This is a genomic window from Paenirhizobium selenitireducens ATCC BAA-1503 (assembly GCF_000518785.1).
GTDB lineage: Bacteria > Pseudomonadota > Alphaproteobacteria > Rhizobiales > Rhizobiaceae > Allorhizobium > Allorhizobium selenitireducens.
The window spans coordinates 72,519-91,118 of sequence record NZ_JAEG01000011.1; the positions used below are offsets into that span (position 1 = coordinate 72,519).

Annotated in this window: 12 protein-coding genes; 6 read left to right on the top strand and 6 right to left on the bottom strand. The window is 64.0% G+C overall.

The window, feature by feature from the left end; translation table 11 throughout:
• Positions 1-133 precede the first annotated feature (133 nt).
• Positions 134-4,921, top strand: a complete 4,788-nt coding sequence (locus L867_RS0116185; protein ID WP_028737846.1) for an NAD-glutamate dehydrogenase — start codon at positions 134-136, stop codon at positions 4,919-4,921.
• 37 nt (positions 4,922-4,958) lie between these two features.
• A complete protein-coding gene (locus tag L867_RS0116190) occupies positions 4,959-6,365 on the top strand; it encodes an MFS transporter (protein WP_408605988.1) in 1,407 nt (468 codons plus the stop codon).
• Positions 6,366-6,417: 52 nt separating this feature from the next.
• Here L867_RS0116190 and purH read toward each other — a convergent pair whose 3' ends face one another.
• The 4 genes from purH to htpX all read right to left on the bottom strand — a co-directional run bounded on the left by purH (position 6,418) and on the right by htpX (position 12,340).
• Positions 6,418-8,034 (bottom strand): bifunctional phosphoribosylaminoimidazolecarboxamide formyltransferase/IMP cyclohydrolase, encoded by a 1,617-nt coding sequence (gene purH, locus L867_RS0116195; RefSeq protein WP_028737848.1) that lies wholly within the window; start codon positions 8,032-8,034, stop codon positions 6,418-6,420.
• 96 nt (positions 8,035-8,130) lie between these two features.
• On the bottom strand, positions 8,131-9,807 hold the full coding sequence (locus L867_RS0116200) for a heparinase II/III family protein (protein WP_028737849.1): 1,677 nt from the start codon (positions 9,805-9,807) through the stop codon (positions 8,131-8,133).
• 188 nt (positions 9,808-9,995) lie between these two features.
• On the bottom strand, positions 9,996-11,387 hold the full coding sequence (locus L867_RS0116205) for an RsmB/NOP family class I SAM-dependent RNA methyltransferase (protein ID WP_028737850.1): 1,392 nt from the start codon (positions 11,385-11,387) through the stop codon (positions 9,996-9,998).
• Entirely contained in the window at positions 11,378-12,340 is a 963-nt protein-coding gene (htpX, locus tag L867_RS0116210; protein WP_028737851.1) for a zinc metalloprotease HtpX, read from the bottom strand. The genes L867_RS0116205 and htpX overlap by 10 nt, the downstream gene beginning before the upstream one ends.
• Positions 12,341-12,455: 115 nt before the next feature.
• Between htpX and L867_RS0116215 the strand changes: the two genes are divergently transcribed.
• The 3 genes from L867_RS0116215 to L867_RS0116225 are packed head-to-tail and all read left to right on the top strand — an operon-like array spanning position 12,456 to position 13,569.
• The gene (locus L867_RS0116215; RefSeq protein WP_037173638.1) at positions 12,456-12,689 is read left to right on the top strand and encodes a DUF1674 domain-containing protein; all 234 of its coding nucleotides are present in this window, start codon (positions 12,456-12,458) and stop codon (positions 12,687-12,689) included.
• A gap of 51 nt (positions 12,690-12,740) precedes the next feature.
• Positions 12,741-13,202 (top strand): thermonuclease family protein, encoded by a 462-nt coding sequence (locus L867_RS0116220; protein WP_028737853.1) that lies wholly within the window; start codon positions 12,741-12,743, stop codon positions 13,200-13,202.
• 37 nt (positions 13,203-13,239) lie between these two features.
• On the top strand, positions 13,240-13,569 hold the full coding sequence (locus L867_RS0116225; RefSeq protein ID WP_232363951.1) for an excalibur calcium-binding domain-containing protein: 330 nt from the start codon (positions 13,240-13,242) through the stop codon (positions 13,567-13,569).
• 67 nt (positions 13,570-13,636) lie between these two features.
• Here the strand turns inward: L867_RS0116225 and acs are convergent, their stop codons facing one another.
• Positions 13,637-15,589, bottom strand: a complete 1,953-nt coding sequence (gene acs / locus L867_RS0116230; protein WP_028737855.1) for an acetate--CoA ligase — start codon at positions 15,587-15,589, stop codon at positions 13,637-13,639.
• Between the two features lie 237 nt (positions 15,590-15,826).
• Between acs and L867_RS0116235 the strand changes: the two genes are divergently transcribed.
• Positions 15,827-16,528 (top strand): DUF1013 domain-containing protein, encoded by a 702-nt coding sequence (locus tag L867_RS0116235; protein WP_028737856.1) that lies wholly within the window; start codon positions 15,827-15,829, stop codon positions 16,526-16,528.
• A 66-nt stretch (positions 16,529-16,594) separates the two neighbouring features.
• Here L867_RS0116235 and L867_RS0116240 read toward each other — a convergent pair whose 3' ends face one another.
• Positions 16,595-18,505 (bottom strand): propionyl-CoA synthetase, encoded by a 1,911-nt coding sequence (locus tag L867_RS0116240; protein ID WP_028737857.1) that lies wholly within the window; start codon positions 18,503-18,505, stop codon positions 16,595-16,597.
• Positions 18,506-18,600: the final 95 nt, after the last annotated feature.

Consider the following 18,600-nt stretch of genomic DNA (forward strand, 5'->3'; position numbering starts at 1 on the left):
ATATCCGTGTCCTAGTAATCGGATATCGGAATGCCGCAAATTTCCATATACAAAGCAGCGTTCACTCATGTTTCGGCAACAATTTTTATTGTACATGTGTGCAACATGCGAATGACGTTGGAGGGAGTGAACAATGGTCGCGAGCAAGAAAACCCGGAGAGAGCAGCAGTTCGAAAGCGCCCGTCGCATCGCGGTGGCAAACGACGAGACTTTCATCGATCCGGGAATCCTGTTCGGCCGCGCCAGCAATGACGACCTCGACATCTACACACCTGAAATGCTTGCCCTTTCGGCCGTTCGGGCGGCCGCGGACCTGGCGGCATGGGACGGCGAAACGCCGCGCATCACGATCGCGGCGGCGGATGGCGTGACGCCGAACGGCGTGCCCGTCAGCATCCTGTCGATCGTCGATCGCAACAAGGCATTTCTCTATGATTCGGTCATGGGCGAGGTGACCAGCCTCCACCGCGACATCACCATGGCGATCCATCCGATCCTGTCGCTGGCACCGGGCGGCGAGATCAGCCTGTCCGTGCCGGAGCAGGAGGCGGAAGGAGCGATCCGCGTCAGCTACATGCAGATCCATCTTGCACCGCTCAGCGCCGAACAGGCGCGAGCGCTCGAGGAGAACCTCGCCAGCGTTCTGGCCAAGGTGAAAATGGCCTTCACCGACTGGAAGCCGATGCTCTCGCTGCTCGACGCGGCGATGCAGGAACTGTCGACCACCGTCGCCGGGCGCCGCAAGGCCGACCGCGACGAGGCGCTCGCCTTCCTCGACTGGTTGCGCAAGGACAATTTCACCTTCCTCGGCATGCGCGAATACACCTATTCCGGCGAAGGCGCCGACGCCAAGGTGGAGCGCAGCCTCGGCCAGGGGCTTGGCATCCTGTCCGATCCGGACGTGCTGGTGTTGAGGCAGGGCAAGCATGCGGTCACCACCACGCCGGAAATTCTCGCCTTCCTGCAGGGACCGGACTTCCTCATCGTCACCAAGGCCAATGTGAAATCGGTCGTGCATCGCCGCGCCTACATGGACTATGTCGGGGTGAAGCGCTTCGGACCCGACGGCAAGGTGATCGGCGAACTGCGCATCGTCGGCCTGTTCACGGCCACCGCCTATACGCCCTCGGTCAACCAGATTCCGCTCTTACGCGCCAAGGTCGAAAAGGTGATCAGCCATTTCGGCTTCGACCCGCAGAGCCATTCGGGCCGCATTCTCGAAAACACGCTGGAATCCTATCCGCGCGACGACCTGTTCCAGATCGACACCGAGCTGCTGGCCAAGTTCTGCGAGCAGATCAACGACCTCGCCGAGCGTCCGCGCGTGCGCGTGCTGCCGCGCATAGACCAGTTCGACCGCTTCGTGTCGCTGATCGTCTATGTGCCGCGCGAGGACTATAATTCCTCGGTCCGCGAGAAGATCGGCACCTATTTCAAGACCGTCTACGAGGGCCATGTCTCGGCCTATTATCCGGCCTTCCCCGAGGGCGGCGTGGCGCGCGTCCACATCATCATCGGCCGATCGGAAGGCAAGACGCCGCGCATCGCCCAGGCCAGGCTCGAGGAAGCCGTGCGCGAGATCACGGCGCGCTGGGACGACCGCTTCGCCACGCTGGCAGGCGGCGAGGCGCCCCGCCTTTCCGTCACCCAGGCCTTCCAGGAGGCCTTCACCGCGGAAGACGCGGTCGAGGACCTGCGCCATATCGAGGCCTGCCTCGACGGCGCGCCGATCTCCATTGCCTTTCATCAGGTCGAGGGCGAAGACGGTCCGCTGCTTTATCTGAAGATCTTCCACGCCGGCGCGCACCTGCCGCTGTCGCGCCGCGTTCCGCTGCTCGAGAACCTCGGCTTCAACGTCATCAGCGAGCGCACCTTCGACATCGGCATCAACGAGGGCAGCGAGCACGAGGGCCTCGTCGTGCTGCACGACATGGAACTGCAGGTTCAGGGCGGCCGCGGCTTCGATATCGCCGCGCAGGGCCGGATGCTGGAGGAAACCTTCGTTCTTGCCTTTGCCGGCACGCTCGACAACGACGCCTTCAACCGCCTCGTCATGACCGCCGGCCTGACGGCACGCCAGGCCAACGTTCTGCGCGCCTATGCCGCCCATCTGCGCCAGTGCGGGTTCGTCTACTCGCCCCGCCACATCGCCGATACGCTCTACAAGCATCCCGCCATCACGGCCGCGATCCTTTCGCTGTTCGAACTGACCTTCGATCCGAAGCTTTCCGACAAGGTGCGCCAGCGCAAGCAGGCGGAAGCCCGCAGCGAGCTCGAAACAGCACTCGCTTCGGTACCGAGCCTCGACGAGGATCGGATCCTGCGCCGCTATCTCAATTCGGTCGAAGCGACACTGCGCACCAATTATTTCCAGCCGACCTATGCGGCCGGCAACCGTCCGATGCTGGCCTTCAAGTTCGATCCGCAACACCTCGAGGGCCTGCCGGAGCCGCGGCCGTTCCGCGAGATCTTCGTTTACGGCGTCGAGGTCGAGGGTGTTCACCTGCGCTTCGGCAAGGTCGCCCGCGGCGGCCTGCGCTGGTCGGACCGTGCCCAGGATTACCGCACCGAAGTGCTCGGCCTCGTCAAGGCACAGCAGGTGAAGAACGCCGTCATCGTGCCGGTCGGCGCCAAGGGTGGCTTCTTCCCCAAGCAGCTGCCGGTTGGCGGCAGCCGCGATGCCTGGCTCTCCGCCGGTACCGAGGCCTACAAGACCTATGTCACGACGATGCTGTCGATCACCGACAATATCGTCGGCGGCAAGATCGTACCGCCGACTCATACCGTGCGCCTCGACGAGGACGATCCCTACTTCGTCGTCGCCGCCGACAAGGGCACGGCGACCTTCTCCGACACCGCCAACGGCCTTGCCCAGGCGGCGGGCTTCTGGCTCGATGACGCCTTTGCCTCCGGCGGCTCGGCCGGCTACGACCACAAGAAGATGGGCATCACGGCGCGTGGCGCCTGGGAAGCGGTCAAGCGCCACTTCCGCGAGATGAACATCGACATCCAGACGACGCCGTTCACTGTCGCCGGCGTCGGCGACATGTCGGGCGACGTGTTCGGTAACGGCATGCTGCTGTCGGAGAAGATCCGCCTGATCGCCGCCTTCGACCACCGCGACATCTTCATCGATCCGGACCCCGACATGGCCGCCTCCTTCCGCGAGCGCAAGCGCATGTTCGCCCTGCCGCGCTCCAGCTGGCAGGACTACGACAGGAAACTCTTGTCGAAGGGCGGCATGATCATCTCACGCGCGGAGAAATCCGTGACGTTGACGCCCGAGGCTGCCGCAGCGATCGGTCTCGACAGGACGTTGGCGACGCCGTTCGACATCATGAACGCCATCCTGAAGGCCCCGGTCGATCTTCTGTGGTTCGGCGGCATCGGCACCTATATCAAGGCGGCCGAGGAGGCTGACGCCGATGTCGGCGACCGCGCCAACGACGCCATCCGCGTCACCGGCCCGGAAGTGCGCGCCAAGGTGATCGGCGAGGGCGCCAATCTCGGCGTCACCCAGAAGGGCCGCATCGCCTATGCCTTGAGCGGCGGCCGGTTGAACTCCGACGCGATCGACAACTCCGCCGGCGTCAATTCCTCCGACGTCGAGGTCAACATCAAGATCGCCCTTTCCCCGGCACTCGCCGACCAGCGGCTGACCCGCGACAAGCGTGACAAGCTGCTTGCCGAGATGACCGACGAGGTGGCGGCGCTTGTGCTGCGCAACAACTACCTCCAGTCGCTGTCGATCTCGCTGACGGAGCGCAAGGGCGCCGTCAACCGCGAAGAGCTCGGCCGGTTGATGAACTATCTGGAAGAACTTGGCCGACTGAACCGCAAGGTGGAAGTCCTGCCGGACAACACGGCGCTTGCCGACCGCTATGCCGCGGGCAAGGCGCTGACGCGCCCGGAGATAGGCGTTCTGCTCTCCTATGCCAAGATCGTGCTGTTCGACCAGTTGGTCGCCTCCGACCTGCCGGATGATCCCTATTGCGAAAGCGCGCTCACCAACTACTTCCCCGCCCGCATGCGCAAGACCTATGCCGCGGACATTGCCGGGCATCGCCTCCATCGCGAGATCATCGCGACCGTGCTGGCGAACCACGTCATAAACCGCGGCGGCCCGGCCTTCATCGCCACGGTCGGTGACGCGACGGGGGCTACCCCGGAGAAGATCGTCAAGGCGGCATTGATCACCCGCGACGGGCTGCAGCTTCCGGCGATATGGGAGAAGATCGACGCGCTCGACGCCCGGATCCCCGGCGAGACGCAGAACCGGCTGCATGCGATCGTCGCCCGCGTCTATGCCGGCGTTACCCGCCTGCTGGTCGAGACCGGCATGGCGACAGGTGACCTCTCCGAGGCGCTGGCCCGCCTCAAGGGCGCGGTCAAGGCTTCGAAACAGGCCTTCGGGGCAACCCTTCCTGCCAACCTCCGGGTCATGTTCCAGCACGAGGTCGCAGACCTCGTCGAGGCCGGATCGCCGGCCGACATCGCCGAGGAAGTGGTCGGTCTCCTGGCGCTGCTGCTGGTGCCGGAGGTGATGCAGATCGCCGCCCGCACCGAGGCGCCGCTTGCGCGGGTCATCGAGGGCTACTTCGCCGTGTCCGACGCCTTCCGGGTCGACCGCATTCTGGCCGCCGGCAGCCGCATCGTCAGCGGCGACCACTATGAAAGCCTGGCGCTCGCCCGCAGCATCGACCAGATCGCTGCCGCACGGCGCAACATCGTTGTATCGGCCTTTTCCCATCACGGCCGCGAGAAACAGCCGGTCCATGCCTGGCTGTCGGCCCAGCAGCATCGGGCCGAGCGGCTCGGCAGCGAACTGGCCACGCTGAGCGAAACCGGCGAGACCAGCCTGGCGAAGATCGCGGTTGCCGCCGGCCTGCTCAGCGATCTTGCGAACAACGGGACAAAGTGACAGTCTCCGCCTCGATCGATCGGGGAAGGGACCTTGCGTGACGAACATGGCGGATGCGACGGGGGAACGCCGCGGCGGTATTTATAGCCGCGGCGTGGTGGGCTGGATGCTCTTCGACTGGGCAGCCCAACCCTTCTTCACGGTGATCACCACCTTCATCTTCGGCCCCTACTTCGTCTCGCGTATGACCAGCGATCCGATCGCCGCCCAGGCCACCTGGAGCAACATGGCGACGATCTCCTCGATCATCATCGCCGTGTTGTCGCCGATCCTCGGGTCGATTGCCGACGAATCCGGCTCACGAAAGCCCTGGATCGCCTTTTTCGCGACGATCAAGATCGCCGCCCTCTGCCTGCTGTGGACCGCAGCACCCGGCTCATCGGTCGCCTTCATCGTCCTCCTGATGGTCCTTGCCACAACATCCGCAGAATTCTCGATCGTCTTCAACGACTCGATGATGACCCGGCTCATCGGCCAGAAGGATGTGGGACGCGTGTCCAACATCGGCTGGGGCATGGGCTATCTCGGCGGAATGATCGTGCTGATCAGCGTTGTGCTGTTCATCGCCGCGAGCCCGGAAACCGGCAAGACCATCCTCGGCACCACGCCGCTGTTCGGGCTCGATCCGGCAACTGGCGAGGATGCCCGCGTCACCGGGCCGATCTCGGCTCTGTGGTACCTGGTCTTCATCCTGCCCATGTTCTTCTTCACGCCCGATGCCAGCCGCGGCAAGCCGCTCGCCGCGGCGGTGCGCTCCGGCCTTGGAGAACTCGGCAGCACGATCCGGGAACTCAAGCACAAGCCGGGCGTCTTCCGGTTCCTCGTCGGACGCATGATCTACCAGGACGGCGTCAATGGCCTGCTCACGCTCGGCGGCATCTTCGCCGCAGCGATGTTCGGCTGGCATACGATGGAAATCGGCATCTACGGCATCATCCTCAACGTTATCGCCATCTTTGGCTGCGTGGCGGCAAGTTCGCTCGACCGGTGGCTCGGGTCGAAATTCGTCGTGGTGCTGGCGCTGCTGCTGCTCTTGGCCGCGACGTTCGGAATGATCTCGACGGGACCGGACTTCACCCTGTTCGGGCTGGTCAGCCTGCCGATAGGAACGACCGACGGCCTGTTTTCGACCCCAGCGGAAAAGGCCTATATCCTCTACGGCCTGCTGATCGGCATTTCCTTCGGACCGGTGCAGGCCTCCTCGCGCTCCTACCTGGCCCGCAGCGTCAGCCCGGCCGAGGCGGGGCGCTATTTCGGCATCTATGCGCTGTCCGGCCGCGCCACGAGCTTCATGGCGACCCTTTCCTTCTCGCTTTTGACCTATTGGACGGGATCGGCGCGCATCGGCATGGCAAGCCTGATCATCTTCCTGGCGGGCGGCCTGCTGATCCTACTGAAGACGCCCTACCCCGCTGCCCATTTGGCCAAGCCGCTCGAGGCATGAAAAAAGGCCCGGTTTCCCGGGCCTTCTGCTCGCTCAACGAAACGATCCGCGGTCAGTGGCGGAAATGGCGGATGCCGGTGAAGACCATCGCCACATTATGCTCGTCGGCAGCGGCGATGACTTCGGCATCCCGCATCGATCCACCGGGCTGGATGACGGCCGTGGCACCGGCGGCGATGGCTGCAAGCAGGCCGTCTGCGAAGGGATAGAAGGCTTCCGACGCGACCGCCGAGCCCTTGGTCAGCGGTTCGGCCAGGCCGAGCGCCTTCGCGGCATCCTCGGCCTTCAGGGCTGCGATGCGGGCGGAATCGACGCGGCTCATCTGACCGGCTCCGATACCGGCCGTCTGGCCGTCCTTGGCATAGATCACTGCATTCGACTTGACGTGCTTGGCGATCTTGAAGGCGAACTTCATGTCTTCCAGCTCGGTCGGGGTCGGGGCACGCTTGGTGACGACCTTGAGCTCGAGATCCTCGACCATCACATTGTCGCGCGACTGGACGAGAAGACCGCCGGAAACCGTCTTGGCAACGATGCCGCGAGCCCGCGGATCGGGAAGCGCACCGGTCGTCAGAAGGCGCAGGTTCGGCTTGGCGGCGATGATCGCCTTGGCCTCGTCGGTGACCGAGGGTGCGATGATCACTTCGGTGAACAGCTTGACGATTTCCTCGGCGGTTGCGGCGTCGAGCATCTGGTTGAGCGCGATGATGCCGCCGAAGGCCGAGGTGGAATCACAGGCGAGCGCCCGCTTGTAGGCCTCCACCAGGCTCGGTCCGGTGGCCACGCCGCAAGGGTTGGCATGCTTGATGATGGCGCAGGCCGGGCCGTTTTCGGCCGGGAACTCGGCAACGAGCTCGAAGGCCGCGTCGGTGTCGTTGATATTGTTGTAGGAAAGCTGCTTGCCCTGCAGCAGGGTCGCAGTGGCGACCCCCGGACGTTGATCGCCGGTGACATAGAAACCGGCACTCTGGTGCGGGTTCTCGCCGTAGCGCATGGCCTCCTTCAGCGAACCGCCGATGGCGCGATACTGCGGCATGTCGATCGACAGGGCCTCGGCGAACCAGTTGGAGATCACCGCGTCATAGGCCGCTGTGCGGGCGAAGGCCTTGGCGGCGAACTGCTGGCGCAGCGCGTAAGTCGTCTGGCAATCGTCGGCTTTCAGAGCTTCGAGCAGGGCCGGGTAGTCCGAGGGATCGGTCAGCACGGTAACGTAGGCATGGTTCTTGGCCGAGGCGCGGATCATCGCCGGGCCGCCGATATCGATATTCTCGACGGTGGTCGGATAATCGCCGCCGGCGGCGCGGACTTCCTCGAACGGGTAGAGGTTGATGACGGAGAGGTCGATCGCCTCGATGCCGTGCGCACGCATGGCTTCCGCATGCTCGGCGTCGTCACGGATCGCCAGCAGGCCGCCGTGTACGTTGGGATGCAGCGTCTTGACGCGGCCGTCCATGATTTCCGGGAAGCCCGTGACGTCGGATACGTCGGTGACCGACAGTCCGGCCGCAGCGATCGCCTTATGCGTGCCGCCGGTGGACAGCAGGCGGACGCCCATGGCGCTCAGCGCGGCTGCCAGTTCCACGATGCCGCTCTTGTCGGAGACCGACAGCAGGGCGGTGCGGATTTTCACGCGGTCGGGAACGGGGATTTTCTTGGATGCGACGGCCATGGTTCTGCTCCGATCTGATCTGCCGCGCCGCTTGAGATGGGAGATCGCGAGCGCGATGCCGCCGCCTAGCACAGCTTCCCGGCCGATGGAACAGTTCTATGCGTGATGGGCGAGAAACCAGCGTATTTCCGGCCCCTGGAAGGCGATCTCCAGCTGGTTCGACGGCCGCACGCCCGAGGCGTCGGCGAAGAACACATCGTCGCCGATCGCCAGTTCGCCGGAGGGGATGGAAAAGGTCCAGCTCTCTCCATCCGGCGCCAGCATGCGGACCTTGCGTTCATCGACCCGCTCGAGCGTGATGGCCGGATGGATATGGAAGCGGGCGACCGCAGGCTCCGGCGGCGGCTCGGTCGAGGGCGTGCCGTCGGCCTTGAGGAAGCGGTCGCGCCCGGCGATCTTGTTGCCCGCCTCGTTGACGCGGATCTCGCGCTCGTGAAGCACGCCGAACTTCGCCAGGTATCCGTCATGGCTGACGCAGAGACGGTCACTCGCGTCCGGGCCGGTCTGGCGCGATACGTCCACCTTGCTGACGCCGGCCACCATGACCGGGCCGAGATAATCGGATTCGGAGAAGCGCGCCGACGAGGCCGTTCCGATGCAGACGGTCGAATGCGCGGCGGTCGTGCGTGCCAGTTGCCTCAGCTTTTCGCCGGCAAAGCGCGGCGACCCGCTGTTGATGATGAACCGGTGGCGACCGGACGACAGTTCGAAGGACAGGCAACCGGCATGGGCCGCGCGGGACAGATCCGACGAGATCGGCAGGCCGGTATCGACCAGCAGCACGGTGCCGCCCGCCGTCATCCGGTGATATTGCGAATGGGGCAGGGCCTTGAACGGTTGACCGGCCGTCTCATCATAGCGCAGCACCGACATGAGATCATTGGCAAGGGTCGAGCTCGCCCCGTTGAACAGGCCGAGATCTCCGCTCTGGTGGCGGAAGAAGCGGATGGCCGGATACATGCGGTCGATCGCCGGAATCAGCTTCACCGGCACGTCATGGCCGAGATTGATATAGGTCTGCCTGAGCGGCAGAAGATCGAACAGCAATTCGACGGCGGCCTGAGGGTTGCGCGACACATGGCCGCCATCCGGCAGGATCTGGCGATCGATCTCCCGATTGAGCTCGCGCGCCGCGCGCCGGATCCTCGACGCGCGCGTTTCCATCGAAATCGACGCCATGGCGAGCGCGATGCGCAGTCTCAGCCGCGGCAGGCCGGCCGGGGCGTGCCGGGCGCAACGCCTCAGATAGCGCACCTGGAAAGACAGGCTCGACAGGAAACGCTTGTAGAAGCCGCTGTCGGCATCCTGCAGCACCACGGTCGAGTGCGAAAGCCAGGCGATGATGCGCTGGGCAATGACGTCGGCTTCCCAGGCCACGCCGCCGATCCGCGATCCGTGCAGCTCGATCCAGTCATCGACGATGGCGCGGGCATTGGCACAGGCCTGCGGGCTCTTGTCGGAACGGATATGGCGCAGCCAGGAGAAGGCGTGGAGCCGGACAGCGAAATGATAGGTGGGCAATTCCAGGAGGAACGGCGACTGGTTGCCGGCATCAAGGACCCGGCCGGCCAGGGGAAAGCGTCCCTCATAGATTTCTTCGGCGACAAAAGGATCGATGGCGCGCAGATCGGTCGGCGCGACGATCAGCCGGCCGGCGGCCGAACCGGGAAGGCCGATCGCCATGGCACGCGGCTGCGCCAGACCTCGGACGATCCGTCGCCAGGTTTCGGCAATATAGAGATAGGCCAGCCTCTGGCGTTGCGTCAGTCGCATCATCTTCCCAAGCCGTGGCACTGGATCCCGTCCAGCGCGGACGCCGCTTGCGGCTGCCCTGCCTTGATCCGTTCCGTCGTCTGCCTCGATGACCGGGCCGGGCCCGTCAACACGTCGCCGCAACACCCGTTCGATGAGCCGGCGAGTGTGCATTCCTTCAAAGTCTAACAATTCTAGTGAAATTTCCGTTAAATTTTAGCAATGACGCAGGCATAAAAGCCGTCAAGTCCACCTTCGTCGGCAAGCATGGCCGGGGTGGTGCGGAATTCGCCGAGCGGCGTGATCGCTTCCTCCAGACCCGGCCAGTCCGCGGCAACGATCGCCACGCGCCGACAATCGGGGTTGTCGGCTAGCACGCGCGCGACCATGTCCTCGCCCTCGAGCGGATCGAGCGAGCAGTTGGAGAATACCACAACGCCGCCCGGTCCGACCAGCGTCAGGGCGTGGCGCAGCAATTTTTCCTGGAGCTCGGCAAGCTTGGCGATGTCCGCCGGGCCCTTGGTCCACGGCACGTCCGGATGGCGGCGCATGGTGCCGGTCGACGAGCAGGGCGCATCGAGCAGGATGGCGTCGAAGGGTTTTTCGGGGTGGAAATCGAGCAGGCTGGCGAGCACGCAGTCTGCCTTCAGGCCAAGGCGGGCCAGATTGCCTTCGAGCCTCTTCAGGCGCGACTGGGATTGCTCGACGGCGGTCACCTCGGCGCCCATGGCGATCAGCTGCGCGGTCTTGCCACCCGGCGCGGCGCAAAGATCCGCCGCGCGCTTGCCGTTGATATCGCCGAAAAGTCGGGCCGGGATGGCGGCTGCGGCATCCTGTACCCACCAGGCGCCGTCGTCGAAGCCTTCGAGCGTGGGGATGGCACCGCGGAATTTTTCCAGCCGCACGCTGCCGGTAGGCAGGACCTTGCCGTTCAGCTTGTCGGCCCAGACCTGGGCCTCCTGCTTGACGGTCAGGTCGATCGCCGCCGGTTGCAACTGCGCTTCGGCAATGGCGTGCGCCGCGTCGCGGCCGTAGACGGTCGTCAGCCGGTCGAGGAACCAGCCCGGCAGGCAGGGCAGGGCGCCGACCGATTCGAGCAGCGCTTCCTTCTCGCGGCCGATGCGGCGCAGAAGGGCGTTGACGAGCTTGGCAAAACGGCGATTGCGCGGGTCGCGGTTGGACTGTTCCACCGCAAGGTCAACGGCGGAATGGTCCGGAACGTCGAGATAGAGCATCTGCGCGGCGGCGACGATCAGCAGGTGCTTGAGCGAACGGGCGCCATCGGGCAGCGGTGTGTCGAGCAGGCTGTCGAGGATCGCCTCGATGCGCGGCAGATGGCGAAGCGCGCTATGAAGAATGGCGCGAACCAGGGAGCGATCGGCCTCGGAAAGCTCGCGAATGGCCGGATTGCCATGCTCGGCGTCCAGCATGCCGTCAAGCGGCGTCTTCTTGTCGACGACGGCGCCGAGGATCTTGGTCGCCGCAATTCGCGCATCCAGACCTGCTTTCGGTTCCGGGACGGGCCTGTAACTGCCGCCGGCCGGTCGGGTCGGCTTCGCATTTCTGGATTTTCCGCGCGATTTTTCGTCGTTCAAGACCATGGTCCCTTAGGTGGTTCGGAGCCACCGCGGCCCCACCCGGTATTCGGCACGGAACGCGATTTACGGGGCGGATTAGCAGTGCGTTCGGGCCGCGTCGATCCCCCAACTCCGGTTTCCGGCATATCGAGCAGTGCAGCGATGCGGTTTTCGGTATTGGGATGGGTGGAAAACAGGTTGTCCATGCGCTGGCCGGACAGGGGATTGATGATGAACATATGCGCCGTCGCCGGGTTTCGCTCGGCATCGTCGTTTTCGATATGCGAGGCGTCATCGGCGATCTTCTCAAGCGCGGAGGCAAGGGAACGCGGGCTGCCGCAGATTTCCGCGCCGCGCCGGTCGGCGGCGTATTCGCGGGTCCGGCTGATCGCCATCTGCACCAGCATGGCGGCGAGCGGCGCGACGATCATGGCGATCAGAACGCCGACGAAGCCCAGCGGATTGTTGCGGTCGTCGCGATTGCCGCCGAAGAGAAAGGCAAAATTCGACAGCATGGAGATGGCGCCCGCGAGCGTCGCCGTCACGGTCATGGTCAGGGTGTCGCGGTTTTCAACATGGGCGAGTTCATGGGCCATGACGCCGGCGACTTCCTCGGGCGTCAGGCGCCGCAGTAGGCCGGTCGAGGCGGCAACGGCCGCATTCTGTGGGTTGCGTCCGGTGGCGAAGGCATTCGGCTGCGGATTGTCGAAGACGTAGACACGCGGCATGGGCAGGCCGGCATTGGCCGACAAATCGCGCACCATGCGGTAGAATTCGGGCGCGGTGCTCTCGTTGACCTCCTGGGCATGGTAGGCGGACAGCACCATGCGGTCGGAATTCCAGTAGGAGAAGAAGTTCATGCCGGCGGCGGCGACGAAGGCGATCAGCATGCCCGTCTGGCCACCGATCAGGTAGCCGACCCCCATGAACAACGCCGTCATGAAGGCGAGCAGCATGGCGGTGCGCATGAAATTCATCGCTTGTCTCCGTCGTTGGGCGCAAATGGCGGATCGCCGCTTGGTTGGCGCGCCGGACTGCACTAGATGTAAATTGTCCAAGCCAAGTTTCAATGATCGCCGGAATGAATCGGACATGAGCGCAAACGCTGACAACGACAATCTGCAGACCGCACCGGACCAGGCGTCCGCCGAACAGCTGCCCCGCAAGCCGCTGACCGAGGCGGCGAAGCGTGCCCTGGCCGAGGCGGAGGAACGCCGGAGGGCCGAGCAGAAGGCCGAACCTGCGCCCGAGATCGGCGGACGAGGCGGCGCCGATCCGGCCCGCTTCGGCGACTGGGAGATCAAGGGTCGGGCGATCGACTTCTGATCTGAATAAAAGCCTATTGATCCGCGCACATGATAGGAATATGTTCCCTTCATGCGCAATCACCCTTCCCACACCACGACTTTCATTCTGCTGGCCCTGCTGGGCACGCTCCTGGCTGGCCCGACCAGCGTCGCCGCCGAAAAGATCGCCGGCCCGGTGGCAGCCGAACTGATCCGGGTGATCGACGGAGACACGGTGCTGGTCAGCGCCATGCCGTGGCCGGACCATCACGTGACGACCTATGTGCGGCTGCGCGGCATCGATGCGCCGGAACTGAAATCGCGCTGTCCGGCAATCCGCAGTGCGGCGGAGCAGGCCCAGTCGACGCTCACAAACCTGCTGAACGCCTCCCCCGTCGTCGCGCTCACCGACATTTCCGGTGACAAGTATTACGGCCGCGTCGTCGCGGCGCTCATGCTTGCCGACGGCAGCGATCCGGCCGAGGCATTGCTCTCCGCCGGTCTGGTCGATCCCTACCGGGGCGGACGAAAGAAGGCCGCCGCTTGCTCCTGAGCAGCTGCCATGCACAAGCGCCGGCTGTCGATGGTTGGTGGACAGGGATGACCACATCGTCTTCAATCGCGCTTCTGCCGAATTAACCGTCGAGAGCCCCATCGCGAACCCGCTTGCCAAGCTGCTGATTCTGTCTCTCCTGCTCCTTCCGCCCGAGGCCGCCGAAGCCGAGGCGGCAGCGTCGGACTTTCCGCTCAGCCTTGCGGCAGGGCGCACCTGCAAGCAGGTGGCGAGCTGCGCCGAGGCGGTGGAGCTGTGGTGCAGCGGCTACCGCCGCGCTGATGCCGACGGCGACGGCATTCCTTGCGAAAACATCTGCCACTCGCGCGCCGAAGTCGACCAGATCCGCAGCGCGGTCGGCTGTTGAGGGTCTGAACGCAAAAGGCCCCTCCGGATGAGCGGAGAGGCCTTGCGGATTGCAGTGGCAGGACCGATCAGGCGATCTTGTTCTGCCGGTTGGCGATCAGGTCGTCGACGACGCCCGGATCGGCCAGCGTCGAGGTATCGCCCAGCGCGCCGAAATCGTCCTCGGCAATCTTGCGCAGGATGCGGCGCATGATCTTGCCGGAGCGGGTCTTGGGCAGGCCGGGGGCGAACTGGATCTTGTCCGGCGTCGCGATCGGTCCGATTTCCATGCGCACGTGCTTCACCAGCTCCTGGCGCAGGGCGTCGTCACCGTCATGCTCCGCCATCAGCGTGACATAGCAGTAGATGCCCTGGCCCTTGACCGGATGCGGATAGCCGACGACCGCGGCTTCCGAGACGAAATGGTGCGACACGAGTGCCGATTCCACTTCGGCCGTGCCCAGACGATGGCCCGACACGTTGAGCACGTCATCGACGCGGCCGGTGATCCAGTAGTAGCCGTCCTCGTCGCGGCGGCAGCCGTCACCGGTGAAGTATTTGCCCTTGTAGGTGGAGAAATACGTCTCGGCAAAGCGATGGTGATCGCCGTAGATCGAGCGGGCCTGGCCCGGCCAGCTGTCGGTGATGCAGAGATTGCCGTCGGTCGCACCTTCGAGCACGTTGCCCTCGTTGTCGACCAGCTGCGGCTTGATGCCGAAGAACGGCAACGTGGCCGAACCCGGCTTCAGGTCGGTCGCGCCCGGCAACGGCGAAATCAGGATGCCGCCCGTTTCCGTCTGCCACCAAGTATCGACGATCGGCGACTTCTGCTCGCCGACGACGTTGTAATACCATTCCCAGGCTTCCGGATTGATCGGCTCGCCGACCGAGCCGAGCAGACGCAGCGACGAGCGCGAGGAGCGCTTGACGAACTGGTCGCCGGCACCCATCAGCGAACGGATCGCGGTCGGCGCGGTGTAGAAGATATTGACCTTGTGCTTGTCGATCACTTCCCAGAAACGACCCTGATCGGGGAAGTTCGGGACGCCTTCGAACATCAGCGTGGTCGCGCAATTCGCGAGCGGGCCGTAGACGATGTAGGAATGGCCGGTGACCCAACCCACGTCCGCGGTGCACCAGTAGATTTCGCCGTCCTTGTAGTCGAAGACGTATTCATGCGTCATCGAGGCATAGACGAGATAGCCGCCGGTGGTGTGCACGACGCCCTTCGGCTTGCCGGTCGAGCCGGAGGTGTAGAGGATGAACAGCGGATCTTCCGCCTTCATCTTGACCGGCGGGCAGTCCGGCTTCGCCTTGGCGGTTTCCTCGTGATACCAGAGGTCGCGGCCCGGCGCCCAGCCGATCTTGCCGCCGGTGCGGCGCACGACGAGAACCTTGTTGACGATCACGTACTGCTTGGCGGCGATGTCGATCGCGGTGTCGGTGTTTTCCTTGAGCGGAACCGGCTTGCCGCCGCGCAGGCCCTCGTCGCAGGTGATGACGAAGGTCGATTCACAGTCGACGATACGGCCGGCAAGCGCGTCCGGAGAGAAGCCGCCGAACACCACAGAGTGGATCGCGCCGATACGGGCGCAGGCCAGCATCGCATAGGCAGCTTCCGGGATCATCGGCATGTAGATGGTGACGCGGTCGCCCTTCTTGACGCCCTGGTCCTTCAGCACGTTCGCCAGGCGGCAGACATTGTCATACAGCTGGTTGTAGGTGATCTTCTTGTCGATATAGGGGTTGTCGCCTTCCCAGATGATCGCGGTGCGTTCGCCGTGGGTTTTCAGGTGACGGTCGATGCAATTGTAAGAGACGTTGGTGAGGCCGTCCTCATACCACTTGATCGACACCTTGCCCTTGAAACTGGTGTTCTTCACCTTGGTATAGGGCTTGAACCAGTCGATCCGCTTGCCATGCTTGTCCCAGAACTTGTCCGGGTTTTCGATGCTTTCCTCGTACCATCTCAGGTACTTGTCCTTGTCGATCAGGGCACGGCTCTTCGCCGACTTGAGCACCGGATACTTCTTGGCTGACATGAACACCTCCTCATGTTGACGCGCCAACTATTCTACAGGCCGCAGGCACTCCTCCCGAGACCTCTGTGCCTCATTCATAGCAGCTAAAGACGCTACAGCAATTAGACAAAGGTCATTCTCAAGCAGACGAATTGCATTCCTCCCCTTTTGGAGCTATATAGCGCTTGATTTCCGGAAATTGTGGTTGAGACCCACGGCCCGCGGCTCCCGGCGCGGACGCAGAGAAGGATTGTTTCCATGGCTCAGACATTGCTCATGCCGAAGGCGACGGCCGTATGGCTTGTCGACAACACCGCGCTGTCATTCGACCAGATTGCGCAGTTCTGCAAGCTTCACCCGCTGGAGGTGAAGGCGATCGCAGACGGCGAAGCAGCGCAGGGCATCAAGGGTCTCGATCCGATCGCCACCGGCCAGCTGTCGCGCGACGAGATCGCCAGGGCCGAGAAGGATGTCAACCACAAGCTGAAGCTCTCCGAGCCGAAGGTGCGCGTTCCCGACAGCAAGCGCCGCGGCCCGCGCTATACCCCGGTCTCCAAGCGCCAGGACCGTCCGAACGCCATTCTCTGGCTGGTCCGCAACCACCCGGAACTAAAGGATGCGCAGATCTCGCGCCTCGTCGGCACCACCAAGTCGACCATCGAGCAGATTCGCGATCGCACCCACTGGAACTCGACGAACCTGACGCCGATGGACCCGGTCACGCTCGGCCTCTGCAGCCAGATCGATCTCGACATGGAAGTGGAAAAGGCCTCCAAGGGCCGTCCGCTGCCGACCGCCGCCGAACTCGGCGCCACCCTGCAGGCAGCGAGCGACACCGAACATCTCAACCTCGGCTACCGCGACGAGGAAGAGAAGGAAATCGACGCGAATGCCGTCTTCGCCAAGCTGAAATCGCTGAAGTCGGATCGCGCGGATGACGAGGACGACGATCGCTTCTGATCCTCGCCGAACGACATGAAAAAAGCCCCGGTCAGTCGCCTGACCGGGGCTTTTCTTTGTTTAGCGTTACTTGGCCATGCCGTGCTGCTTCAGCACGTCGGTGATCTCTTCGAGGATCGCCGGATCATCGATGGTCGCCGGCATTTTCCACGGCATGCCGTCGGCGATCTTCTGCATCGTGCCGCGCAGGATCTTGCCCGAACGGGTCTTGGGCAGGCGTTCGACCTTCATCACGTTCTTGAAGGCGGCGACCGGGCCGATCTCGTCGCGCACCAGTTGGACGATCTCCCGCTCGATCACCTTGAAATCGCGATTCACATTGTGCTTCAGCACCAGGAAACCGCAGGGAATCTGCCCCTTGAGTTCGTCGGCAATGCCGATGACCGCGCATTCGGCGACATCGGGATGCATGGCGCAGACTTCCTCCATGGCGCCGGTCGACAGGCGATGGCCGGCACAGTTGATGATGTCATCGGTGCGCGCCATGACATAGACATAGCCGTCCTCATCAACGATGCCGGCATCGGCGGTCTTGTAGTAGCCCGGGAACTCCTCGAGGCAGGACGAGCGAAACCGCTCGTCGGCATTCCAGAAGGTGACGAGGCAGCCGGGCGGAAGCGGCAGCTTGACGACGATGTTGCCGAGCGTGCCGCGCGGCACCGGATGACCCGCATCGTCCAGCACCTCGATCGCATAGCCCGGCATGGCCACGGCCGGCGAACCGTATTTCACCGGAAGCAGGCCGAGACCGGCTGGGTTCGCGGCGACCGGCCAGCCGGTTTCCGTCTGCCACCAGTGGTCAATGACCGGGACATTGAGGATCTTCTCGGCCCATTTGATGGTTTCCGTGTCGGCACGCTCGCCGGCGAGGAAGAGGGCGCGCAGGCCGGAGGTATCGTGCTTGCGCGCGAACTCGCCGTCCGGATCGTCCCGGCGAATGGCGCGGAAGGCGGTCGGGGCGGTGAACAGCGTCTTGACGTCGTGATCAGCCACGACACGCCAGAACGTGCCGGCATCCGGCGTTCCGACCGGCTTGCCCTCGAACAGGATGGTTGTATTGCCGGTCAGCAGCGGGCCATAGACGATGTAGGAATGACCGACGACCCAGCCGATGTCGGACGCGGCCCAGAAGACCTCACCCGGCTTCACGCCGTAGATGTTTTCCATCGTCCAGGCGAGCGCCACCATATGGCCGCCATTGTCGCGAACCACGCCCTTCGGCTGGCCGGTCGTGCCCGATGTGTAGAGGATGTAGAGCGGATCGGTTGCGGCGACGGGTTCGCAGGCGACCTCGGTGCCGTTGACCTTCTCGACTTCCACGGCCTTCGCCAGATCGACGTCGCCATGTTCGTAGCGAAGCGGCGCATGCAGCTGGTCGCGCTGCAGGACGAAGGAATATTGCGGCTTGACCTGGGCCATGTCGATGGCGTGGTCGAGAAGCGGCTTGTAGGGAACGACCCGGCCCGGCTCCAGCCCGCAGCTGGCGCTGATGACGGCCTTGGCATTGCAGTCGTCGATGCGGGTGGCCAGCTCGTGGGCCGCGAAGCCGCCGAAAACCACGGAATGGATAGCGCCGATGCGGGCGCAGGCCAGCATGGAGAAAACGGCTTCCGGAATCATCGGCATGTAGATGATGACGCGGTCGCCCTTGCTGATGCCATGGTTCTTCAGCACCGCGGCGATCGCTTTGACCTCGATCAGCACCTCGTCATAGGTGAAGCTCTGCTTCGCCCCGGTCATCGGGCTGTCGTAGATGATGGCCTTCTGCGTGCCGCGGCCGGAGGCCGAATGGCGGTCGAGACAGTTGTGGCAGGTATTGGTCTCTGCGCCCGCGAACCAGCGCCCATAGACGCCGGCCTCTCCATCGAACACCTTGTCGGCGGGCTTGAACCAGTCCAGCTTTTCCGCCTGAGCGGTCCAGAATGCCTCGGGATCACCCATCCACGATTGATAGGTTTCCAGATACTTGCCTTGCATGAATTCCTCCCGATGCGACGCGAGACTATTGACAGTTTTGTCGCAATACTAAGGACCGGGCGGGCATTAGGAAAGTGAGACGAAAGCGGTATGCC